This is a genomic window from Pseudomonas sp. D8002, from assembly GCF_013385695.1.
GTDB lineage: Bacteria > Pseudomonadota > Gammaproteobacteria > Pseudomonadales > Pseudomonadaceae > Aquipseudomonas.
On sequence record NZ_JACAPM010000007.1, the window covers coordinates 1 to 20,592 of the forward strand.

At 63.0% G+C, this 20,592-nt stretch carries 20 protein-coding genes and 2 pseudogenes; 10 read left to right on the top strand and 12 right to left on the bottom strand.

Features of this window, described 5'->3' with window-relative positions; all coding sequences use genetic code 11:
• Positions 1 to 214: 214 nt before the first annotated feature.
• Positions 215 to 1,705 (bottom strand): aldehyde dehydrogenase family protein, encoded by a 1,491-nt coding sequence (locus HX807_RS04650; RefSeq protein ID WP_008431084.1) that lies wholly within the window; start codon positions 1,703 to 1,705, stop codon positions 215 to 217.
• Positions 1,706 to 1,718: 13 nt separating this feature from the next.
• A complete protein-coding gene (locus tag HX807_RS04655) occupies positions 1,719 to 2,108 on the bottom strand; it encodes a cytochrome c family protein (protein WP_003212617.1) in 390 nt (129 codons plus the stop codon).
• Positions 2,109 to 2,334: 226 nt separating this feature from the next.
• Here HX807_RS04655 and HX807_RS04660 point away from each other — a divergent pair, with 226 nt between their 5' ends.
• From HX807_RS04660 to HX807_RS31915, 3 genes and pseudogenes are all read left to right on the top strand, one after another.
• Positions 2,335 to 3,657 carry a hypothetical protein gene (locus HX807_RS04660; RefSeq protein ID WP_177049368.1) on the top strand — a complete coding sequence of 441 codons (1,323 nt, stop codon included), beginning with the start codon at positions 2,335 to 2,337 and terminating at the stop codon, positions 3,655 to 3,657.
• 272 nt (positions 3,658 to 3,929) lie between these two features.
• Positions 3,930 to 4,997 (top strand): annotated as a pseudogene (locus HX807_RS31910) (HAMP domain-containing protein); the annotation flags it as partial.
• Positions 4,998 to 5,255: 258 nt separating this feature from the next.
• A pseudogene (locus tag HX807_RS31915) lies at positions 5,256 to 5,852 on the top strand (methyl-accepting chemotaxis protein); the annotation flags it as partial.
• Positions 5,853 to 5,982: 130 nt separating this feature from the next.
• Here the strand turns inward: HX807_RS31915 and hpaC are convergent.
• Positions 5,983 to 6,495: a 4-hydroxyphenylacetate 3-monooxygenase, reductase component gene (gene hpaC, locus HX807_RS04670; RefSeq protein ID WP_003212611.1), complete on the bottom strand. Its 513-nt coding sequence runs from the start codon at positions 6,493 to 6,495 to the stop codon at positions 5,983 to 5,985.
• Between the two features lie 219 nt (positions 6,496 to 6,714).
• On the opposite strand from hpaC, the gene HX807_RS04675 reads away from it, so the two are divergent.
• Positions 6,715 to 7,320: a response regulator transcription factor gene (locus HX807_RS04675; RefSeq protein WP_003212609.1), complete on the top strand. Its 606-nt coding sequence runs from the start codon at positions 6,715 to 6,717 to the stop codon at positions 7,318 to 7,320.
• Positions 7,321 to 7,467: 147 nt separating this feature from the next.
• On the opposite strand, the gene feaR is transcribed toward HX807_RS04675, so the two are convergent.
• The 9 genes from feaR to HX807_RS04720 all read right to left on the bottom strand — a co-directional run bounded on the left by feaR (position 7,468) and on the right by HX807_RS04720 (position 15,311).
• Complete coding sequence (gene feaR / locus HX807_RS04680) at positions 7,468 to 8,388, bottom strand: transcriptional regulator FeaR (protein WP_023658728.1); 921 nt, start codon at positions 8,386 to 8,388, stop codon at positions 7,468 to 7,470.
• Positions 8,389 to 8,448: 60 nt separating this feature from the next.
• Complete coding sequence (locus tag HX807_RS04685; RefSeq protein WP_177049372.1) at positions 8,449 to 9,399, bottom strand: PDR/VanB family oxidoreductase; 951 nt, start codon at positions 9,397 to 9,399, stop codon at positions 8,449 to 8,451.
• A gap of 100 nt (positions 9,400 to 9,499) precedes the next feature.
• Positions 9,500 to 10,240 carry an SDR family NAD(P)-dependent oxidoreductase gene (locus HX807_RS04690; protein WP_003208858.1) on the bottom strand — a complete coding sequence of 247 codons (741 nt, stop codon included), beginning with the start codon at positions 10,238 to 10,240 and terminating at the stop codon, positions 9,500 to 9,502.
• A 139-nt stretch (positions 10,241 to 10,379) separates the two neighbouring features.
• Entirely contained in the window at positions 10,380 to 10,871 is a 492-nt protein-coding gene (locus HX807_RS04695; RefSeq protein WP_008431075.1) for an aromatic-ring-hydroxylating dioxygenase subunit beta, read from the bottom strand.
• Positions 10,868 to 12,151 carry a Rieske 2Fe-2S domain-containing protein gene (locus tag HX807_RS04700; protein WP_003208861.1) on the bottom strand — a complete coding sequence of 428 codons (1,284 nt, stop codon included), beginning with the start codon at positions 12,149 to 12,151 and terminating at the stop codon, positions 10,868 to 10,870. The genes HX807_RS04695 and HX807_RS04700 overlap by 4 nt, the downstream gene beginning before the upstream one ends.
• A 24-nt stretch (positions 12,152 to 12,175) precedes the next feature.
• Positions 12,176 to 13,303 (bottom strand): amidase, encoded by a 1,128-nt coding sequence (locus HX807_RS04705; protein WP_177049374.1) that lies wholly within the window; start codon positions 13,301 to 13,303, stop codon positions 12,176 to 12,178.
• Positions 13,300 to 13,770, bottom strand: a complete 471-nt coding sequence (locus tag HX807_RS04710) for a nuclear transport factor 2 family protein (RefSeq protein WP_008431069.1) — start codon at positions 13,768 to 13,770, stop codon at positions 13,300 to 13,302. Before HX807_RS04710 ends, HX807_RS04705 begins: the two co-directional genes overlap by 4 nt.
• A gap of 3 nt (positions 13,771 to 13,773) precedes the next feature.
• On the bottom strand, positions 13,774 to 14,145 hold the full coding sequence (locus tag HX807_RS04715; protein ID WP_003208867.1) for a hypothetical protein: 372 nt from the start codon (positions 14,143 to 14,145) through the stop codon (positions 13,774 to 13,776).
• Between the two features lie 17 nt (positions 14,146 to 14,162).
• A complete protein-coding gene (locus HX807_RS04720; RefSeq protein ID WP_177049376.1) occupies positions 14,163 to 15,311 on the bottom strand; it encodes an acyl-CoA dehydrogenase family protein in 1,149 nt (382 codons plus the stop codon).
• Between the two features lie 211 nt (positions 15,312 to 15,522).
• Here HX807_RS04720 and HX807_RS04725 point away from each other — a divergent pair, with 211 nt between their 5' ends.
• The 6 genes from HX807_RS04725 (at position 15,523) to HX807_RS04750 (ending at position 20,503) form a co-directional block, all read left to right on the top strand.
• Positions 15,523 to 16,647, top strand: a complete 1,125-nt coding sequence (locus HX807_RS04725; protein WP_177049378.1) for a sensor histidine kinase — start codon at positions 15,523 to 15,525, stop codon at positions 16,645 to 16,647.
• Positions 16,648 to 16,991: 344 nt separating this feature from the next.
• Positions 16,992 to 18,140: an amine dehydrogenase large subunit gene (locus HX807_RS04730; RefSeq protein WP_003208872.1), complete on the top strand. Its 1,149-nt coding sequence runs from the start codon at positions 16,992 to 16,994 to the stop codon at positions 18,138 to 18,140.
• 12 nt (positions 18,141 to 18,152) lie between these two features.
• The gene (locus HX807_RS04735; protein WP_177049380.1) at positions 18,153 to 18,692 is read left to right on the top strand and encodes a MauE/DoxX family redox-associated membrane protein; all 540 of its coding nucleotides are present in this window, start codon (positions 18,153 to 18,155) and stop codon (positions 18,690 to 18,692) included.
• A gap of 3 nt (positions 18,693 to 18,695) precedes the next feature.
• The gene (gene mauD, locus HX807_RS04740) at positions 18,696 to 19,316 is read left to right on the top strand and encodes a methylamine dehydrogenase accessory protein MauD (protein WP_003208875.1); all 621 of its coding nucleotides are present in this window, start codon (positions 18,696 to 18,698) and stop codon (positions 19,314 to 19,316) included.
• 19 nt (positions 19,317 to 19,335) lie between these two features.
• Positions 19,336 to 19,857, top strand: a complete 522-nt coding sequence (locus HX807_RS04745) for a methylamine dehydrogenase light chain (protein WP_003208877.1) — start codon at positions 19,336 to 19,338, stop codon at positions 19,855 to 19,857.
• Positions 19,858 to 19,981: 124 nt separating this feature from the next.
• The gene (locus tag HX807_RS04750; RefSeq protein WP_087694284.1) at positions 19,982 to 20,503 is read left to right on the top strand and encodes a cytochrome C; all 522 of its coding nucleotides are present in this window, start codon (positions 19,982 to 19,984) and stop codon (positions 20,501 to 20,503) included.
• Positions 20,504 to 20,592 lie beyond the last annotated feature (89 nt).

Here is a 20,592-nt window from a genome sequence, read left to right on the forward strand (position 1 = left end):
TAAACCGGCAGGACGCCGGTTTAGCCGCGCCGGGCCATGGATGGCCCGTCGCGGCGGCCCGCGGAGCAATGCCGGAGTGAGGGAACGCCGAGCCTAGGCGAGGCGCCGACAGGCGGGGCAGAGCGCTTTGGTTACTTTGCCGCTTTTGCAAAGTGACTCGCTGTAAGAGCGAAACCATAGGTGGCCGTTACCTAAATAACGGATATGCCCCCAATCAATGCGCAATACACACCGACTTCAGCTCGGTATAAGCCTCAATCACCGCCCGCCCAAACTCCCGCCCCATCCCCGATTGCTTCACCCCGCCAAACGGCATCGCCGGGTCCAGCAACACATGCGCATTCACCCAAACAGTCCCCGCCTCGATCCGCGGCACCAGGTTCATCGCCTTCCCCAGATCATTGGTCCAAAGACTGGCCGCCAACCCATACCGATTGTCATTGGCCAACTCAATCACCGCATCCTCATCATCAAACGCCATCACCCCCAACACCGGCCCAAACACCTCCTCCCGGGCCACCGCCATCCCATGATCGATATCCGCCAAAATCGTCGGCCGCACATAAAACCCCTCACCCGCAACCTCATCCCCACCGATCACCACCCGCGCCCCTTCAGCCCGGGCCTGCTCGATATGGCGCAGTACCCCTTGCTGCTGCTTGCGCGACACCAACGGATTAATCGCCGCCTCACCATCCATCCCCGCCCCCAACGGCATCGCCGACACCGCCGCCGCCAACCCCTCGACAAACCGGTCATACACCGAACGATGCACATAAAAGCGCGAAGCCGCCGCACACACCTGCCCGTTGTTCAGCAACCCACCCAGGATCGCCCCCTGGATCGCCTTATCAATATCCGCATCCGCCAACACGATCATCGGATTCTTGCCCCCCAACTCCAGGGCAAACCGCGTCATGTTCTCCATGCACGCCACCCCCACGCTCTTGCCCACCGCAGTCGAACCGGTAAACGACACCTTGCTCACCAACGGATGAGCAGTCAGAACGCCCCCCACCGACGCACCGCCGCCGGTCACCACGTTGAACACCCCCGCCGGAATCCCCGCCTCCAGCGCCAGCTCCGCCAGGCGCATCGCCGTCAGCGGCGTTTCCATCGCCGGCTTGATGATCACCGTGCACCCGGTCGCCAGCGCCGGCATCAATTTCCAGGCCGCAATCAGCAGCGGGAAATTCCACGGCACGATGCCCACCACCACGCCCACCGGCTCGCGCTTGGTGAACGCAGTGAACCTGGCCCCCGGCGGCAAAGGGATGGACACGTCAAAGGTCTGCCCTTCGATCTTGGTCGCCCAGCCCGACATGTAGCGCATGAACTCCACCGTGGCGTTCAGATCCAGCCCCCGCGCCAGGTTGATCGACTTGCCCTGGCTCAGGGTTTCCAGCTGCGCCAGCTCCTCGGCATGGGCCTCAACCAATGCGGTGAAGTTCAGCAAAATCCGCTCACGGTCGGCCGGGCGCAATCCCGACCACACGCGGGACTTGAACGCCGCATGGGACGACTGCACCGCCTGCTCCACCACGTGCAGCGGCGCGTCGAGGGTTTCGCACAGGGTTTGCCCGGTGGCCGGGTTGATCACCTTGATGTGTTCGCCCTCGGCAAATACCCATTGGCCATCGATAAAGCAGCCATGACGACGGTCCAGGAATGCAGCCACCTGCGGCAGGATTTCAACGTTGCTCATGATTCACCTGTATTCAATGTTGTTCTTTGAGAAAGCAGGCGACCGCTTGGCGATCGTCGGCCGAAGCCAGGCCCATGTAGGGCATGTAGGTGCCGGGCACAAACGCCTGGGGTTGGGTGATGAATTGCGCGATGGTCTCGGCTTGCCACTCGACGTTTTTGTCACGCATCGCCTGGGAGTAGCTGAAGCCCGCCAGGGAGCCGGATTTACGCCCGTAAACGCCTGCCAGGTTCGGCCCCATCATTGTCGCGCCGCCCTTCGCCACCGCATGGCACACGCTGCATTCGTTGGCGAAAACCTGGGCGCCACGGCTCTGGTCAGGGCTGCATTCAGCGGCGAATGCGCTGTGGGCCAGGACCAGCGACAGCAGGCCGGCCAGGGAAAATCTGTGTGCAGTGAACATAGAAAAACGACCTTGGAAATCATCGAAGTTGCCGACGATTGTCAGGGCTCAAGGTCGCTCGGGTTTTGCCCTGCGTGCCAGTCGTATTGGCCGGGCTGCCAAACCGTGGATTCTGGCAAGCACAGTCAAGTCTTTGGCAACCAGACAAAAGGCACGTCACTTCGCCAGCATTAGTATCGCGGCAGACCCCAACCCTGTGGTCATGAACAAGAATGGATGCCACACCATGCTCAAGTCCCCCTTGCTTCGTCTCTCGACCCTCGCGCTGATGATCGGTGCCAACCCGGCCGGCGCTTATGAGCTGTACGCCGATGACAGCAGTCATCTGAACGCCACGCTGGAAGCGGTATTCGGTGCCTTCCACAGCCAGCAGAACTACAGTCAATCCGGCCGCCTGGCCAAGGGCTCCTCGTCCTGGCGCGAGGGCTACGTGAAGTACGGCCTGAGCTTCGACAAAAGCTTCAGCGGCGCCGGCACCACCTACGGTGCGGCCAACCTGCTGAGTTCCGGCACCTGGGGCGACGGCGATGCCGCAGGTTTCAGCGACGGTTCGGAGCGCACCACAAAATTCGAAGACGCCTACCTCGGCTGGCGCTCGGGCAAGTTGTTTGAGGCCCTGGGCGAGAATGGCGTGGACCTGTCCTTCGGCCGCCAGAACATCGTGGTCGGCGACGGTTTCCTGATTGACGGCGACGCGCTGAACTTCGGCAAGGGCGTGGCCGATGGCGACCTCAATCGCGGCGGCGGCTACTACATCGCCGCCCGCAAGGCCTTCGACGAAACCGCCGTGTTGCGCCTGGGCGGCAAGGAAGGCTGGCGCAGCGACCTGATGTGGCTCAAGTCCGATAACCGTGCCCAGGCCAAGACCGAGATGTACGTCGCCACCCTCGAACACGTGGCCGCCGAAGGCACCGTGGGGCTGACGTACATCGACACCACCGACGTCGACAAGCAGTACGCCTCCCCCACGCAGCTGGAACGCGATGGCATGAAGACCTACAGCCTGCGGGCCACGGGCAATGCCGGGGTGACCAACCTGTTCCTGTCCGGCGAATACGCCTGGCAGGACAAGCCCCACACCGGCAACGAAGACGCCTGGTACCTGGAAGCTGGCTGGACCTTCTCCGACGTGACCTGGACGCCGTATGTGAGCTACCGCTACAGCCGCTTCTCGGAAGGCTTCGACCCGCTGTTCTACGGTTTCAGCCGTGGCTACGGCACCTGGTTCCAGGGTGAAGTGGCGGGCAACTACGCCGGGCCGTTCAACAACAACTCACGCATCCAGAACGTCACGTTCAAGGTTTCGCCCCTGCAGAACCTCAACGTCGGCGCGGTGTTGTTCGACTTCAAGACCATCGACCGCAACCTCGGCAACAACGACGGCCACGAGCTGGACCTGTATGCCGAATGGCACGTCAACGACCACCTGACGGTGATGCCGCTGATCGGCCTGTACCAGCCGGACAAGAGCGCCGAGCAAGGCGGCACGCAGCTGGGCAACCACGATAAAAACCTCTACAGCCAAGTGGTGTTCGCCACTAACTTCTAAGCCCGGCCGGGGCGGTGGCGCCGCCATCGCCCCGCCTGGCCAAGGCCTTCGCAATGCACAAGAAATTCCTCACGATCCAGAGCAAGATCGCCCTGCTCGCCGGCCTCTGCCTGTTATTGGTGGTCGGCCTGCTGATGAGCCTGTCGCTGTACCAGACCCACCAGAGCAGCCAGCACGTGGCCCAGGCCAGCAGCGACATGCTCGCTGCCGCCGCCAAGGAACACATGCAGGCCCTGGGGCAAGTTCAGGCCATGCAGGTGCAACGCACCTTCATGCAAACCCATGAATACGGCCAGGGCTTGTCGCGTTATGTGCTGTACCTGCGGCAACTGCAACAACAGGGCAAACTGACCCGCCCAGAGTTGCGCCAGGAGCTGAATACCCAGCTGCGCCAGGCCCTGGTCGACAAGCCCGACCTGCTCGGGATTTACGTCATTTTCGAAGCCAATGCCCTGGACGGTGACGATGCCCACTTCGTCGACCAGGCCGCCGTCGGCAGCAACGAGGCCGGGCGCTTCGCCCAATACTGGGTGCAGGCCACCCCGGGTGAACTGACAGCGGTAGTCGGCGACGAAGCGCTGCTGGCCAATACCTCGCCCGGCCCCAGCGGCGCGCCGTACAACGCCTTCTACACCTGCGCCCGCGACACCGCCAGGGCCTGTGTGCTGGAGCCGTATTTCGACGAGGCTTCCGGCAGCCGCAAGCTGGTGACCAGCATTGCGTTCCCGCTGATGGAGCACGGCAAGGTGATCGCGGTGATTGGCCTGGACATCAACCTGGCGGCCTTGCAACAGGCCAGCCAAACCAGCGCCGGGCAACTGTTCGACGGCCACGGGCAAGTCAGCATCGTCAGCCCCAAAGGCGTGATTTCCGCCTACAGCGAGGACGCCAGCCGCCTCGGGCAGCCGATCAGCGAAGTCATGCACGATGGCGCCCAGGTACTGGACGCGTTGCGCCAGGGGCAACCGCAAACCTTTGTCGATCAACAGCAAATCAAGCTACTCGAACCGCTGGCACCGATTGCCGGTGCAGCACCGTGGGGCGTTCTGGTGGGCGTGCCGCAGTCGGTGCTGCTGGCGCCGGTCACTGCGCTGCAACAGCAACTCGATGCCCAAGGGGTGAAAAGCACCGCCCTGGAACTGCTGCTGGGTGGCGGCTCGGCCCTGCTCGGCCTGCTGTTGATCTGGTACGCCGCGCTGCGCATCACCCGGCCGCTGCAAACCCTGACCCGGGTGATGGAGGACATTTCCCGTGGCGAAGGCGACCTGACGCGGCGGCTGGAGGTGCAATCCCGGGACGAGATCGGCCAGTTGGCCAGCGCCTTCAACCGTTTTGTCGAACGCATCCACCAGTCGATCCGCGAAGTGTCTTCAGCGGGGCTCGGGGTCAACCAGGTGGTCAAGCGGGTGCTGCTGGCCTCGAATTCCTCGCTGAACAACTTCGATGAACAGGCGACCCGCACCAACAGTGTCGCGGCGGCGATCAACGAACTGGGCGCCGCCGCCCAGGAAATCGCCCGTAATGCCTCCGATGCGTCGCAGCAAGCCTCCGGCGCCCGGCAACAGGCTGAGGACGGGCGCCAGGTGGTGGAGCGCACGATTGCCGTGATGAATGAACTGTCGGGCAAGATCAGCGCCTCGTGCGTGCACATCGATGCGCTGAATCACAAGACGGTGAACATCGGGCAAATCCTGGAGGTGATCAAGGGCATCTCCCAGCAGACCAATCTGCTGGCACTGAACGCCGCCATTGAAGCGGCCCGGGCCGGTGAGGCCGGGCGCGGGTTTGCGGTGGTGGCCGATGAGGTGCGCAGCCTGGCCTATCGCACCCAGGAGTCGGCGCTGGAGATTCAGCAGATGATCGAAGAGTTGCAGGTGGGCGCACGGGAATCCGTCAGCACCATGACCGAGAGCCAGCAGCACAGCGAGGAAAGCGTGAGTATCGCCAACCTGGCGGGTACGCGGCTGGCCAGTGTGACGCAGAGGATTGGCGAGATTGATAACGTCAACCAGTCGGTGGCGGCGGCGACCGAGGAACAGACGTCGGTGGTGGAAGCGCTGAATATGGACATTACCGAGATCAATATGCTGAACCAGGCCGGGGTGGAAAACCTGCAGTCGACGCTGCTGGCCTGTACCGAGCTTGAGCGTGAAGCGGAACGCTTGAATCAGCTGGTGGGCAGCTTTCGCATCTGACCAACAACTGCCCCGCAGGCCCCATGTGGGAGCGGGCTTGCTCGCGAAGACAGAGTGTCAGCCACTGAATAGGTTTCTGATACACCGCCTTCGCGAGCAAGCCCGCTCCCACATTTGGTCCCCTGCATCTTCAGCAATGGGCGCCAGCATGCTCAATCCGGTGAAACAGCCGGTTGAAATACACCAGGCTGTCGCCCTGCCCCCGCACCCCAACCCGCGACAATTCCACGAACATCACCGAATGCGACCCTACCTCCTTGCACTCACTGATACGCCCTTCCAGCTGCACCAGCGCATCCCGCAGCACCGGCACCCCCGCCTCGCCTCCGTCCCACAGGTCCCAGGCAAACCGCTCCGCCATGGGCACCTGGGTCATCCCGGCAAAGTGCCGCGCCAGCTCTTCCTGCTCCCCGCACAGCACGTTCACGCACAGCTGCCCATTGGTACGGAACACATCATGGGTCGCACTCCCGCGGTTCACGCACACCAACACCGTGGGGGGCGAATCCGTCACCGAGCACACCGCACTCGCCGTGATCCCGCAACGCCCGCCGGGGCCGTTGGTGGTGATGATGTTCACCGCGGCCGGCAGTTGCGCCATGGCGTTGCGAAAGTCGATTTGCTGCTGGCTCAGGTCGGCCATGTCGGTGCCCCTTTACGGTCCGTGGGTGATGCCACAAGACTAAGACGCCCCGTGCGGCGCGACCATTCAGACGATCCCCATGCCGACTAGGTGGTTTCTTTATCGTCAGGGCCGTTCACACTGGGTATTCTGCTGGCAAGGCTCCACAGATGAGCCAATGTCCGCCGCAGCGTGCCCGCGTGCGAAAACAATAATTAGAAATTCTCGTGGCAGTCCCTGATGGAAATTCGCACACCGATTGTTTACATCGTTGATGACGACAAAGACCTGCGTACCTCGCTGGCCTGGCTGCTGGAGTCGGTCAGCGTAAAGGCCCAATGTTTCGCTGGGGCCGAAGAGTTCCTTGCGCACTACGACCCGCGCCAGCCCGCCTGCCTGGTGCTGGACGTGCGCATGCCGCAGACCAGCGGCTTCCAGTTGCAGGAGATCCTCAACCGGCGCGGCAGCACCTTGCCGACCATCTTCGTGTCGGCCCACGGCGACATACCGATGTCGGTCACCGCAATGAAAAACGGCGCGCTGGATTTCGTCGAGAAGCCCTACAACCCGCAACAGATGATCGACCGCATCCAGGCCGCGCTGAAGACCGCTGTACAGGCCCAGGCCGACCAGGAACAGCGCGAGCACCTGCAAGGCAAGCTGGCGCTGCTGACGAGCCGGGAGCGAGAAGTGTTGATGCTGGTGGTGGACGGCAAGGCGAGCAAGGTGATTGCCCGCGAGCTGAACATCAGCGTGAAGACCGTTGACGTGCACCGCACCAAGATCAAGGAAAAGATGGGCGTGACCAGCATCGCCATGCTGGTCCGCGAGGTGCTGTATCCCTAGGGCGCGATGATTGAATGTGGGAGCTGTCGAGCCTTGGCGAGGCTGCGAAGGGATCGCGGCGGTGTACCTGTCAGACCGAGTGGCCTGCATCGCGGGCAAGCCCGGCTCCCACAGGAAAATGCATTCCAGGTTCGGGAGCGGCACGCATCAATGATGGCTATAGCGCTTGCGGTACTCGCCCGGTGACACGCCAAAGCGCGACTTGAACGCCGATGAGAAGTAGCTGGAGTCGGAGAAGCCCCAGGCATAACAGAGTGCCGACAGCTTCTGCTCCGCCGGCGAATGGCGCAGGGTTTCGGCGCAGAAATCCAGGCGTCGGTGCTTGATGTATTGCGCCACCACCAGCCCGCGCTTGGAAAACATCCGGTACAGCCCGCGCACCGATACCCCGACTTCCCGGGCGATCAGCTCCGGGCAGAGTTCTTCGGCGCCGATGTGCGCATCGATGTAGGCGATGGTCTTGCGAAACTGCCGTTCCTGGGTGTCCACACCGTTGTCCCGGGCGCTGATCCCCGGCAGCAGCAGGCTGACCAATGCATCCAGCACGGCTTCGCTTTCCTGCATGCCCAGGTCGTTTTGCTGGCGGGTGTCGAGCACCATCTGGCTGGCCATCAGCGCCAACGGCGTGCGCGCCGAGATCCGCGTCGCGCAGTTGACCGCCGTGAAGTGCGAACCGCGCTCCACCACCTGGCGCGGCAGGATCAGCGACAATTGCCGGGAGTTGTCGTGGTAGGTCATGTCACTGGGGCGGCAGGCGTCGATCAGGGCGATGTCACCGCAGCCCAGTTGCGCACGGTTGTCGCCCTGTTCCAGCTGTGCGCTGCCCTGCAACTGGAACACCGCGTAGTAGTGCCCTTCATTGCCCGTACTGACCTCCTTGCTGCTGCGATACAGATGCACCTGGGCCATATCGACCACGCTGAGCTTGATCGCGCCGCTGCGAAACTCGCTCAACTCCCCATAAAACCCCGCGCCCAGGGCCCTGGCATCGAAGCGTCCACAGGCCTGGTTAACCTGCTGTAACCAACGCTCGAACGATTCGTTACGTTGCACCGTTGAACTCATCATGACCGCAAGGCCTCACGTTTTTTATTTTTTTGGTCCCAGCAATCTTACGGGTAGCGCCGATCAAATATCCAATACCAGACGAGCGGATACCGCCCGGGAAACACACGCGCAAATCTGCCGGTTGGCGGCCTTCTCCTTGGTCGACAGGCAATTGTCACGGTGCTCGGGCACGCCTTCCAGCACCTCGACAATGCAGGTGCCGCAGAGGCCTTCGCGGCACTCGGTGTCGATGTCGCAACCGTGGGCCTGCAATACGTCCACCAGGCTGGTATTCGCCGGTACTTGCAGCACCACGCCGGAGCTGGCCAGCTCCACCTCGAAACCACCGCTGGGCCCGACATTCACCGCTGGGTCGGCCTGGAAGTGCTCCAGGTGGATCGCTTCCTCGGGACGGCTGCAGGCCGCCACTTCCACCACCTTGTGCATGAACGGTGCGGGGCCGCAGGTGTAGACGTGGGCAGCCGCGCCCGCCTGGTCCAGGCAGGCGCTCAAGGCCGCATCCAGCGCGTCCGGCTCGACGCCATAGTGAAACTGCACATGCTCGCCGAATGTATCGGCCAACAGCTGGGTAAACGCCGCGTACTGCGCCGAACGTGCAAAATAGTGCAGGCGCCACGGCTGGCCGCTGTCGGCCAGTCGATAGGCCATGCTCAACAGCGGCGTCACCCCGATACCGGCGGCAAACAGCGCATGGGCCGGCGCCTCCGGGTCGAGGCGGAACAGGTTGCGCGGCGCGCCCATCTCCAGCTCCATGCCCTCCTGCACCTGCTCATGCAGTGCCAGGGAGCCGCCACGGGATTGCGCCTCTTTCTTCACCGCCACCAGGTACGCGCGGCCATCGTGGGGCGGGCTGCACAGCGAATACTGGCGGGTGACGCCGGTTGGCCCGGTAAGGTCCACATGGGCCCCGGGCTCATAACTGTCGAGGGGCTGGCCGTCACTGCGCACGAGGCGAAAGGAACGGATATCCAGCGCTTCATCGACGATGCGTTCGATCTTCACCTTCATCATTGCAGCACCTGAATCCTGTTGTTTCGGTTGAACGCTAACCTGTGGCGAGGGAGCTTGCTCCCGCTGGACTGCGCAGCAGGCCCACTCTCTTCGGCGATGACTAGCGCATGAACAGCCCGCCGTTGATGTCCCAGCACGCGCCCGTGATCGAGGCGGCGTGGTCGGCGATCAACAGCAGCACGGTGTCGGCGATGGTGTGCGGGTCGCCGAGGGTGCCCGTCGGGATAATCTTGAGGATCTGCTCCAGGCGCTCCGGCGCCACGGTTTCGCGCACCACCGGCAAATCAAGCGGGCCTGGCGAAATGCTGTTGACCGTCACGCCCCGGGGCGCCAGTTCACGGGCGAAGACCTTGGTCAGCGTAGCCACGCCGCCCTTGGCCGCGGCGTAATGCGCGCCAGTGGCAGTTCCGCCGTTTTGCCCGGCGAGGGAGGCGATATTGACGATGCGCCCGAACCCTCGTTCGGCGAAATGCGCACCAAACACCTGGCAGGCCACGAACGTGCCCCGCAGGTTGATCGCCATCGATTCGTCGAATTCCTCGGGTGTGATGTCCATCAGCGCCGCAACTTTCGACACCCCGGCGTTGTTCACCAGGATATCGGTGCCGCCCCAGCGCTCGCTGAGCAGGTCCCGGGCGCGAATAAAATCGGCCTTGTTGCGCACATCCAGCTCGATGGCGACGGCGGTTTCGCCGCGGTTGTCGAGTTCAGAGGCCAGGCGCTGCACGCCGTCCAGGTGCACATCCGCCAGGCCCACGCGGTAGCCTGCGGCGTGCAGGCGCCGGGCGATGCATTCGCCGAGGCCACGGGAGGCGCCGGTTACAAGCGCGATTCGGTTCATCAGGATGTCCTCATCTCAACTGTGGGAGCGGGCTTGCTCGCGAATGCGGTGTGTCAGTCAATGCATGTGGCGACTGATCCACCGCATTCGCGAGCAAGCCCGCTCCCACATTGGTTTTGTGTCGTTGTTTGAATCGTGCTTACAACAGAAAGCCGAGTGCACTCAGGCTGTCGGTGGAATTGATCAGCCGCACCACCTTGCGCTCCAGGGTCGCGACCCCGGCGCTGAACCGGATGCGGTAATTCAGGTCGGCCACGAACGGCGTGTGCACCCCGCGCTTGTAGGCATAGAGCAGCTGCGCACAGTTAACCTCCACCACCTCGCCCGCCGCTTCCACCAGGGTGAATCGCGAGACACTGCGCACGGTTTTCGCCGCATCCACCGCTGACGGTGAATACCCCGCCGTCAGCCGTTCGATGCGCAGGTCACGCATGCGCGCATCGTCATAGGCATAGTTGAGGTTGGCTTCAAAATCCTCGGTGTCCGGGTCGATCGGCACGACGTAGCGCCCGCTCTCGCTCCACAACGCGGCCCATTGCACGTAGTCCTTGTGGTCCAGCAGTTCGGCTTCACGCCAGATGAATTCGATGGCCTGGGCCAGCGGTGCGGTAAAACCAGTCAGGGTGTTCATTGGCTCATCATCCTTTTCCACATGTCATAGGCCCCGCGCATGCCGCCTTCATCAGTGGCGTGGGATACCTTGTCGCCGTTGTCGGCCAGCACTTCGCGGTTCAGGCCACGGTTGACCAGGATCGGTGCGTCCACGCCGGCATACGAGCCGCGTTGCACCCGGTCCCAGGCTTCGGCGTCGTCGGGGCTGCCAAAGCCGAACGGGCCCTGGAAGTGTTCGTGGATGCGCAGGCGCTCGCGGTTGGCAACCTGTGGGCCGCCCTCCATGCCCAGGGCGACGTGGCGGATTTCGGTCTCGGTGACCGACACCGGGCGCAGCACCCGGAAGAACGACATCGACATGGCGACATTGGGAAACAGGTTGAGGTTGAACCCGGCGCCGTGCAGCGAGCGCACGATGCGTCGCACCTGGGCCGGCTCCATGGTTTTCGACAGTTCTTCGGTGACGTGGGCGAAACGCTCCTGCAACTGCTCGGTACCGTCGTCGTGGTCCAGGTCGACATGCTCGGGCACCATCACCATCACGCTGTGGCCATTGCCCAGGGAATGGGTGACGGCCTGCTCGTCGGTCATGAACGAGAGCATTTCCGAGGTCTCGGCGTCCACCGACGACATGAACGACTTGTGCACGATCGGGAAGTGGTAGCCGTCGGTGGTGTTTTCCAGCTGGATCTTCCAGTTGCCCTTGAAGCTGAACTTGTGTTCGCCCTGGGTCTTGATCGGGTAGCCGGCGCCCTGCTTCATGAACAGGTCCATCCAGTGTTTGGCGCCGCCGAGAAAGTCGGCCAACGGTTCGATATCGTCGTTGTAGCTGGCGAATACCATCCCGGCGTAGCTGTCCACCCGCAGGCTGGTCAGGGGTAACTCGGACTTTTCCAGGATGCCTTCGTAGCCGTCCGGGTAAGGCAGCGCCCGCAGCTTGCCGTCCAAGCCATAGGACCAGCTGTGATACGGGCAGGTGAAGCCGGTGGCATTGCCCTTGTGCTTCTCGCAAACCGTGGCGCCACGGTGGCGGCAGCGGTTTTCCAGCACGTTGATCGCGCCTTTCTTGTCGCGCACCACAATCACCGGGCGCCGGCCGATGGTCGCGGTCTTGAAGTCGCCGCTGTTGCGCACTTCGCTTTCATGGGCGACCCAGACCCAGGTGCGGTAGAAGATCTTTTCCAGTTCGGCCTCGAACAGCGCCGGGTCGTTGTACAGCGAGACGTCGACGCGATCGTGCTTGACCAACTCGTCGAGGCTTTTCGATTTGGCAATCAGCCGGTATTCATGGGTACTCATGGAGCCCTCCTCAAGGCGTTGTTCTTATTGGCGAGCCGTGATGCTCTGTTGCAGTTGTGCGCCGAGGGCACACACCCATTCGTCCTGGCCCTTGCGGCCGACAATCTGCAGCCCCACCTTCAGCTCGCTGGCGGCCAGGGTCACCGGCACCGTCAACGCCGGGTGGCCGCTGAGGTTGAATGGCCGCACCAATGGCGTCATGCGGGCCACGGCCTGGCTGCCGTTGCGGGCTTCGGCCAGGGTCGGCGGCAGGTCTGGCATCGTCGGCAGCAGCAACACGGAGAATTCTTCGAGCGCGGCGTCCACCTGATGACTGAAGCGGGTGCGCACGACTTCGGCTGCGGCCAAATCAGCAGCGCTGGTGCGGCTGGCAGCCAACAAGCGTTGTTCGACATCCGCACCGATCAGGCCCTTGCCGGTGAGGTGACCGAAGGCTGCCCAGTTTTCGACGTTAATCACCGTAAGGCCGGCGCCGAACGCCGTGTCAAAGTCGTCCAGATGCAGACGCTGCTGACGCCAGCCGGCCGCGTCGACGGCAGCCATCAGGCTCGCCTTCAGCCATGGCTCACAGGCCACATCCAGAAAGCCCACCGGCACGCTGCCGGACGGCGCCGCCTGTGGCTGGAAACCCGGGCAAATCACCTGCATCGCGGCAATCAGGTCCTGCATGTTCGCGGCGAACGGCCCGACGCAATCGAGGCTGGATACCGCCGGTTGCGCGCCAATGCGGCTGACTCGGCCATAGGTCGGTTTCAACCCGGCAATCCCGCAGCACGCCGCCGGCACCCGCACCGAGCCGCCGGTGTCGGTACCAATGGCGATATCCGCCAGGCCCGCCGCAACCGCCGCGGCCGAACCGCTGGAGGAGCCGCCCGGCACGCGGTCTGGCGCCTGGGGATTGACGGGCGTACCGCTCCAGTCGTTGATGCCGGTGACGCCAAATGCCAGTTCATGCAGGCTGGTCTTGCCGACGATCTGCCAGCCGGCATCCAGGACCGCCTGCACCACGTGCGCATGCCGCGTCGCCGGCGGAGCATCGGCAAAGGCACGACTGCCCGAGCGGGTCGGATACCCGGCGATGTCGATGGAATCCTTGATGGCCACGCGTCGGCCGCTGCCACCGAGTAAAAATTCGCTGACGAAGGTACTCATGGGTTCACCCCCAACATGCTATTGAACAGGCGCTGCGTACGGAAATGCGCTATCAGCCAGGTGCCGTCGACACGGCGAAAATCGATGGTCAGCCGCGTGCCGAACAACTCGCTGCGCTGGTCGGCGTAGGTGGAAATCTGTTGCATGATCCACTGCCCTGCAGCCGCGCTGCCGTCTACCTGGATCGACTCACTGGTGAGGTAATGCAGGTTCAGCGCAAAGTGTTCCGACGGTGGCAGGTAGCTGCCGACAAACGCCGCCACCGCGTCGCGCCCCCGATGCTGGCCGAAGGTCTGCGCGGTACTTGTGCCAATGCCTTCCCACACCGCATCCACGGTGAACAACTCGGCCAACTCGCGAACGTTGGTCGCCGCCCGGGGCACGTCGCACAGGTCCATGTAGCGCGCCATCAAGCGCCTTACCTGGCTCTCCCCTTCAAGGGTTTCAACACGCTGCAACAGGTCCATGGCTCACACCCTGGCCGCTTCGGGAATGGTCAGCGGGCGGCCGATCCGTGCTTCGACCTTGGCGTAGCGCCACAGGCTGTATTCACCCACCGGCGTGGTACGGAACAGGTTGCAGGCGTCGATCACCGACTGGTGGCAGTCGACGTCGGCCATGATGTAGACGGTCCACGGCGAGGTGGTCGACGGGCCGACCATCAAGCGGTCGTCATCCATCGCCCCCAGCACGTTGATGCCCGGCATGGCGCCGAGGTCGCCCATCATCTGGCTGAAGCCTTTCCACACGCTCAGGCCTTCGCCGGTAGGCAGGTCGAAAAAGTTCTGGGTGATGCCGATGCAGAAGACGACGCGCAGCGGTTCTTGAGTGGCTTGGGACATGGGTTGATCCTTGAAAGTCAGATGTAGCCAGGAAATGGAGGAACGCCGAGGAACACCGAGCCCGCGCCGTCGTACAGGCCTTCGCTGAGGAAGGCGTGCTGGGTCACCACCATGGCGTCGCGCAGGTAGCGTTGCAGCGGGTGGCGCAGGTAGATCGCGGTGGTGCCCGCCAGGCTGTAGGCGCTCTGCACCACGGCGGCGCCGGCCTGGGACACGTGAATGGCGGTCAGGCGCAGCAAGCTGGTTTGCTCGGCCGTGACCGGGTTGCCGGCGAGGATCGAGTTCCACACTTGTTCGGTGGCGCCGTAGAAAAAGCCCCGAGCGGCGCTCAGCCGGGCTTCGGCCTTGGCGATTTCGATGCGCACGTAGGCGCGGTCCGCCAGTTTCGGTGCGCCGGTGATGCCGCTGCCGCTGGCCATGGCGCTGATTTCATCGAGGGCCGCGCGGGCCAGGCCGAGGTTGACCACCGCCAGCACCTGGGCGGCGTAGGCAATCGAGGGATAACGAAACAGCGGCTCGTCGATGGTGGCGGCGCCGCCACGGATGAAGGTCCAGCGCTCGTCGATGTATTGGTCGGTAACTCGCAGGTCATGGCTGCCGGTGCCCTTGAGGCCGACCACGTCCCAGTTTTCGATGATTTCAACCTGGCCGGGCTTGAACACGGCAGTGCGTGGCTTGCCGCCCGACGCACCGATGCCCACGCCCAGCAGGTCGGCGCCTTTGCAGCCGCTGGCAAACTTCCAGGTGCCGTTGACCTGCCAGCCGCCCTCGACGGTTTCCGCCGGCTGCAGCGGGAACAGGCCACCGGCAAACACCAGGTCGGGGCTGTCGGCGTACAGTTCGGCGAGGGTTTCCTGGGGCAAGGCCGCAAGATAGACGCCGGCGCTGCCGAAGCTGGCGACCCAGCCGGCAGAGCCATCGGCTTCGGATATGCGCTCGATCATCTGCAAGAACGTTGCGGGGGCCAGGGCATCGCCGCCGAAACAACGGGGCGTGGCCGCCCGGTAGATGCCCACCTGCTTGAAGCGTTCGATCATGTCCCGTGGCACGTGGGAGCCGGCGTCGAACTCGTCGCGGCGCTGGCGCACTTCATCGAGCACCTGCTGGAACAGCGTGGGCTGCACGTCGGGTAAAGCGTCTGGTTGCACGAGGGCCGAACGCAGCATGGGCTTTCTCCGTTGTAGTTGTTATGGACGCCGTGTCGGGCGTTGATAGGTCCAGTGTAAAAAGCCCGACCACCGTCAACTATTGGGGCGTGCAGCCCACCGGCTAAAGAAATCCCCTAGTGCGCCCCCGATTACTTCTGAGCGTGCCCGCGGATGCAAACCGGTATAACTTGCCACCGTAGTCGTCCCCTCCACCGCCAAGGGCTACGCGATGTACCTACCCAATAACAATGATTTCCACACCCTGATCGAAGCCATGCCGATCTGCACCATCCTTCACGATGCGCAGAGCAAGGACATCCTCTGGGCCAACACCGCGGCGCTGTCGGCGCTGGGGTTTACCCTGGAAGAACTGATCCCGCTCAAGGCCCCGGACATGACCCGGGACGCACCGAAGTACAAGCGCTCCATCGGCCTGCGTTGGCTCGAGCGCGCGGCCCGCAGTGGCCAGCGCACCATCGAGTGGTGTTATCGCTCCAAGGCCGGGGTGGAGATTCTTTCGGAAGCGGTCGCGACGCTGGTGCACCTGGACGGGCGCGACGTGCTGATGGTGCAGTTCCGGGATATTTCCCGGGAAGACAAGGTGAAGCGGGACCTGATCCGCGCCGAGGAAGCCCGGCGTGTCAGTGAACAGCAGCTTGAATACCTGGCCCGATACAACGCCATGGGCGAGATGGCGGTGGCGATTGCTCATGAGTTGAGCCAGCCACTGGCGGCCACGCGCAATTTTATCGAGGGGGTTTTGATTCGCCTGGGCGATACCCGCAGTGCCGACCAGGGGGTGAACTGGGGGCTGCAAAGTGCCGTGCGGCAGGTCGAGCATGCGTCAACGATCATCAAGAGTGTGCGTGATTATGTGGTCAAGCTGGAGCAGAGCGCGGAGTGGGTGGACCTCAATGAGTTGCTGCAGGAAACCCGATATTTCATCAGCCTGCGGGCCGAGCCGAGTCAGGTGCGGCTGGAGATCGTCCCGAGCGCGCAACCGCTGATGGTGCAGTGCGAGAGGGTGCTGATTGGGCAGGTGATTCTGAACCTGGCGTTCAATGCCATTGAAGAGATGAGTGAGCTGCCCGTGGAGCGTCGGGTGCTGCGGTTGCATGCCTGCCGGGATGGAAACGTGGCGCGGTTGAGTGTCGAGGATTGTGGGCGCGGGATTCAGGCCGTGGCGCGGGAGAAAATCTTTGACGGGTTCTTTTCGTCGAAGGTGGGTGGTAACGGGATTGGGCTGGCGTTGTGCAAGAACATCATTGGTCGGCATCAGGGGGATATCTGGGCGCAGAATCTGGAGCCGTGTGGGGCGGTGTTCAGTTTTTCGTTGCCTTTGGTGGGGTCGTGAGATTGGGGCATTTGCGAAGCGGCTTTTCTGTAGGAGCCGGCTTGCCGGCGAAAAACGTGAGGTCGCCGCGTTTATTCAGGATGCCAACGTCATCGTTAACGACCATCGCCGGCAAGCCAGCGCCTACAGGGCTGTTCAAAAGTGAGCCGCTGCAAGAGCGGAACCCGTTTCTGCCATAACAAAAATAACGGATATACACCCTACCCCAAACCATTGGCACAGACACACAACCACTTGGCAGACACAACAATTCTTGCAATCGCCCCACAAGGCAGAATCCACTTGCAAGAATCTGCCAAAGCACCCGCGATTAGCAAAACACAATAATTCAGGGAGTGCCCCTAATGCGAAGCAACAGGATCAACGTACAGTCAGCGCTGGGTCTGGGCCTGCTTGTACTCGGCTTGAACAGCGCCCAGGCGGATTTACCGCCAGACACCATCGGCCAGACCACCCTGGCCTTTCCACCGGAAGCCCACCGCGCATTCGTGGTAGACGTCGAATTCGAAAGCTTCGTGGTCGGCCGCGTCACCGTGGTAGATCCCGACAAGAAGCGCGTCCTCGGCATGGTCCCCACCGGCTTCGCCGCGCCCTCGGCCCTGAGCCACGACCAGAAGACCCTGTACAGCGCCGACATCTACTATTCCCGCGGCACCCGGGGCGATCGCACCGATGTGCTCACCGCCTGGGACAGCTCCAGCCTGTCGCCCGCCTGGGAAGTGCTGATCCCGAACAAACGCGCCGAATCCCTGACCCAGCGCTATGGCCTGAAGACCAGCGGCGATGACCGCTTCGTCTACGTCTACAACTTCACACCCTCCACCTCGGTGACCGTGGTCGACACACAGTCCCGCTCCGTCACCGCCGAAATCGCGATCCCGGGCTGCGTACTCAATTACCCGGTCGGCACTCGCCGCTTCGCCTCCCTGTGCGGCGACGGCAGCCTGCAAGTGGTGACGCTGAACGAGCAGGGCCAGGAAACCTCGCGCAACCGCACGCACTTCTTCGACCCCAACGCCGAGAAGCTCAACGAACGCGCGGTGAACGTGGGCGACACCTACTACTTCACCACCACCACCGGCACCATCCGCCCGGTAGATTTCTCCGGCGATGAGCCGAAAATCCTGCCGTCCTGGTCACTCACCACCGATGCGGAAAAGAAAACCGGCTGGGCCCCGGGTGGCTGGCAGTTGATGGCTGTGGCACCAAAGCTCAACCGCATGTACGTGCTGATGCACGACAACCACGAGCCGATGAAGTGGGAAGACCCGAGCACCATCATCTGGGCCTATGACCTCAAGACCATGAAGAAGATAGCCACCCTGGAAGCCCCGACCCCGGTCTGGAGCATGCAGGCCACCGGCGACGACAAGCCCCTGTTGCTGGGCGCCGACGTCGAAGGCGGCTTGCAGATCTTCGACCTCAAGACCAATAAACTCACCGGTAGCATGGCCAAGGTAGCGAAGACCGCGACCCAGATCATGAGCTACTAAAGAGGTTCGGCCATGCATATCGACCCGATCTTCATCATTGCCAGCGCCCTCGCCATCGCGGTGTTGCTGGCCAGTGCCGCGACCCACAAGTTGCGCGCACCGGCACGCTTCGCCCGGCAACTGGCCGATTACCAGTTGCTGCCAGAGGCAGTGACTCGCCCCACCGCCCGGGTAATCCCGGTGCTGGAACTGGTGATTGCCTTTGCCCTGCTGGTGCCGGCCAGCCGTTCCTGGGCCGCCCTCGGCGCCGCCGGCCTGATTGCGCTGTACGCCGCCGCCATTGGCATCAACCTGTGGCGCGGCCGCCGGGACATCGACTGCGGCTGCGCAGGCCCCGACCAGGCGCAGCCATTGCGGCCGATCCTGCTGTTGCGCAACGGCGCACTGGTGGCCGTGGCCCTGCTGGCCAGCGTGCTGCCGATTGCCCGTGACCTGGGTTTTTTCGACGGCTTCGTCACCGTCGCCGCCAGCGCCGTCGCGCTGCTGATTTACGCCGCAGCCGATGGCCTGCTGGCGAACTCCCCTCTTCTGCTCAAACTGATTGGTAGGTGATCAATGGAAGGCCTTATTGTTTCCAACGTACTGCTGTGGGTACTGCTGCTGGCGCTGGCGTTTGCCGTGATGGGCCTGGTGCGCCAGATTGGTGTGCTGCACGGGCGCATCGCCCCGGCCGGCGCACTGATGGTCGACAAGGGCGTGGCGGTGAATGAGCCGGCCCCGCAAGTCACCGCTTCCGACCGTAAAGGCCGCCCGGTGAACTTCGGCTATGCCGGTGAGAAGAACCAGTTGCTGTTCTTCCTCTCGCCCACCTGCCCGATCTGCAAATCCCTGTTGCCGGCGATCAAGTCCATCGCCAGGGAACAGGCTGACCGACTCGATGTGGTGTTTATCAGCGACGGCGACATGGAAGCCCAGCACGCGCTGATCACCGAACACAAACTGGACGACGTCACCTACGTGGTCGGCCCGGAAGTCGGCATGACCTACCAGATCGGCAAGCTGCCGTATGCCGCGCTGATCGACAAGAGCGGCACCTTGCGCGCCAAGGGCCTGGTCAATTCCCGCGAGCACCTGGACAGCCTGTTCGAAGTCGAACACCTGAAAAGCGCGACGCTGCAGGAATACCTCAACAGCCAGCCGCAGCCCCACGACCACAGCCACGGCCATAGCCACTGATTAAGGCAGGGAGACTCTCATGAAATTGCTGGATCTGTTATTCGAGCGCTCGACCCGTCGCCTGGCCGACACCACGTCGCGACGCAAACTGTTGGCCCGTATGGGTTCGCTGATGGTCGCAGGCGCCGCGTTGCCCCTGCTGCTGCCCCTGGACCGTACCAGCAAGGCGCTGGCTGCCGATAATCCGAAAGCCGGTGACCCGGGCGACCCGAACAGTTGCGACTACTGGCGCTACTGCTCCATCGACGGTTTCCTGTGCAGTTGCTGTGGCGGTTCGGTGACCTCCTGCCCACCGGGCACCGAGGCGTCCCAGGTGACCTGGATCGGCACCTGCCGCAACCCGGCGGATGGCAAGGACTACATCATTTCCTATAACGACTGCTGCGGTAAGCAAAGCTGCGCCCAGTGCGCGTGCACGCGTAACGACAGTGAGGAACCGGCATACCGGCCGTTCAACAACAACGATGTGAACTGGTGCCTGGCGGCCAAATCCCACATCTACCACTGCACGGTCTCGATCATTCGCGGCGTCGCAGTTTAACCCACCCTTGTGGCGAGGGAGCTTGCTCCCGTTGGAGTGCGAAGCGCTCCCAAAGATCTTGGGGCCGCAGCACAGCCCAACGGGAGCAAGCTTCCTCGCCACAGGTCAGTGCAAGAGGCTTGTCATGCGTACGTTGTTTTTGCTGAGCTTGATGTGTGTCTTCGCCACCCCGCTCGCCCAGGCTCGGGCCATTCCCAATCCAAACCAGAAGCACGCACCGGGGAATGAGTCGCCGCAAACGCCGATCGCCCAGGCCGGGTACAGCGTGGCGACCAACTATCAGCTGCAGTGTGCCGGCTGCCATCTGGGCAGCGGCATGGGCTCGGCGGCAAACGACACACCGAGGATGACCGGGTTTGTCGGCAACTTTCTGAAGGTGCCAGGCGGGCGGGAGTTTTTGGTACGGGTGCCGGGGATGTCGCAGTCGGCGCTGAACGATGGGCAACTGGCGGATTTGCTGAACTGGCTGATGCGCCCGGACGGGATGGCGGGCAAGAGTACGCCGGTGGATTACAAGCCCTATAGCGCCGAGGAAGTCACTGAATTGCGGCACAAAGCGATGCTCAATCTGCCGGGCACAAGGGCGGGGTTGATCAAGGAGATGCGGGCGCAAGGGATTGCGATTGAAGACGGAATGCCCAACTGAACGAAACGCGATCCAAATGTGGGAGCAGGCTTGCTCGCGAATGCGGTGTGTCAGTCACCCAATGCATCAACTGAACCACCGCATTCGCG

What these genes read in the sequence shown, in the direction of transcription:
- HX807_RS04650 (WP_008431084.1), bottom strand. Translation starts at nt 1,705, where the DNA reads ATGAGCAACGTTGAAATCCTGCCGCAGGTGGCTGCATTCCTGGACCGT.
- HX807_RS04655 (WP_003212617.1), bottom strand. Translation starts at nt 2,108, where the DNA reads ATGTTCACTGCACACAGATTTTCCCTGGCCGGCCTGCTGTCGCTGGTC.
- HX807_RS04660 (WP_177049368.1), top strand. Translation starts at nt 2,335, where the DNA reads ATGCTCAAGTCCCCCTTGCTTCGTCTCTCGACCCTCGCGCTGATGATC.
- hpaC (WP_003212611.1), bottom strand. Translation starts at nt 6,495, where the DNA reads ATGGCCGACCTGAGCCAGCAGCAAATCGACTTTCGCAACGCCATGGCG.
- HX807_RS04675 (WP_003212609.1), top strand. Translation starts at nt 6,715, where the DNA reads ATGGAAATTCGCACACCGATTGTTTACATCGTTGATGACGACAAAGAC.
- feaR (WP_023658728.1), bottom strand. Translation starts at nt 8,388, where the DNA reads ATGATGAGTTCAACGGTGCAACGTAACGAATCGTTCGAGCGTTGGTTA.
- HX807_RS04685 (WP_177049372.1), bottom strand. Translation starts at nt 9,399, where the DNA reads ATGATGAAGGTGAAGATCGAACGCATCGTCGATGAAGCGCTGGATATC.
- HX807_RS04690 (WP_003208858.1), bottom strand. Translation starts at nt 10,240, where the DNA reads ATGAACCGAATCGCGCTTGTAACCGGCGCCTCCCGTGGCCTCGGCGAA.
- HX807_RS04695 (WP_008431075.1), bottom strand. Translation starts at nt 10,871, where the DNA reads ATGAACACCCTGACTGGTTTTACCGCACCGCTGGCCCAGGCCATCGAA.
- HX807_RS04700 (WP_003208861.1), bottom strand. Translation starts at nt 12,151, where the DNA reads ATGAGTACCCATGAATACCGGCTGATTGCCAAATCGAAAAGCCTCGAC.
- HX807_RS04705 (WP_177049374.1), bottom strand. Translation starts at nt 13,303, where the DNA reads ATGAGTACCTTCGTCAGCGAATTTTTACTCGGTGGCAGCGGCCGACGC.
- HX807_RS04710 (WP_008431069.1), bottom strand. Translation starts at nt 13,770, where the DNA reads ATGGACCTGTTGCAGCGTGTTGAAACCCTTGAAGGGGAGAGCCAGGTA.
- HX807_RS04715 (WP_003208867.1), bottom strand. Translation starts at nt 14,145, where the DNA reads ATGTCCCAAGCCACTCAAGAACCGCTGCGCGTCGTCTTCTGCATCGGC.
- HX807_RS04720 (WP_177049376.1), bottom strand. Translation starts at nt 15,311, where the DNA reads ATGCTGCGTTCGGCCCTCGTGCAACCAGACGCTTTACCCGACGTGCAG.
- HX807_RS04725 (WP_177049378.1), top strand. Translation starts at nt 15,523, where the DNA reads ATGTACCTACCCAATAACAATGATTTCCACACCCTGATCGAAGCCATG.
- HX807_RS04730 (WP_003208872.1), top strand. Translation starts at nt 16,992, where the DNA reads ATGCGAAGCAACAGGATCAACGTACAGTCAGCGCTGGGTCTGGGCCTG.
- HX807_RS04735 (WP_177049380.1), top strand. Translation starts at nt 18,153, where the DNA reads ATGCATATCGACCCGATCTTCATCATTGCCAGCGCCCTCGCCATCGCG.
- mauD (WP_003208875.1), top strand. Translation starts at nt 18,696, where the DNA reads ATGGAAGGCCTTATTGTTTCCAACGTACTGCTGTGGGTACTGCTGCTG.
- HX807_RS04745 (WP_003208877.1), top strand. Translation starts at nt 19,336, where the DNA reads ATGAAATTGCTGGATCTGTTATTCGAGCGCTCGACCCGTCGCCTGGCC.
- HX807_RS04750 (WP_087694284.1), top strand. Translation starts at nt 19,982, where the DNA reads ATGCGTACGTTGTTTTTGCTGAGCTTGATGTGTGTCTTCGCCACCCCG.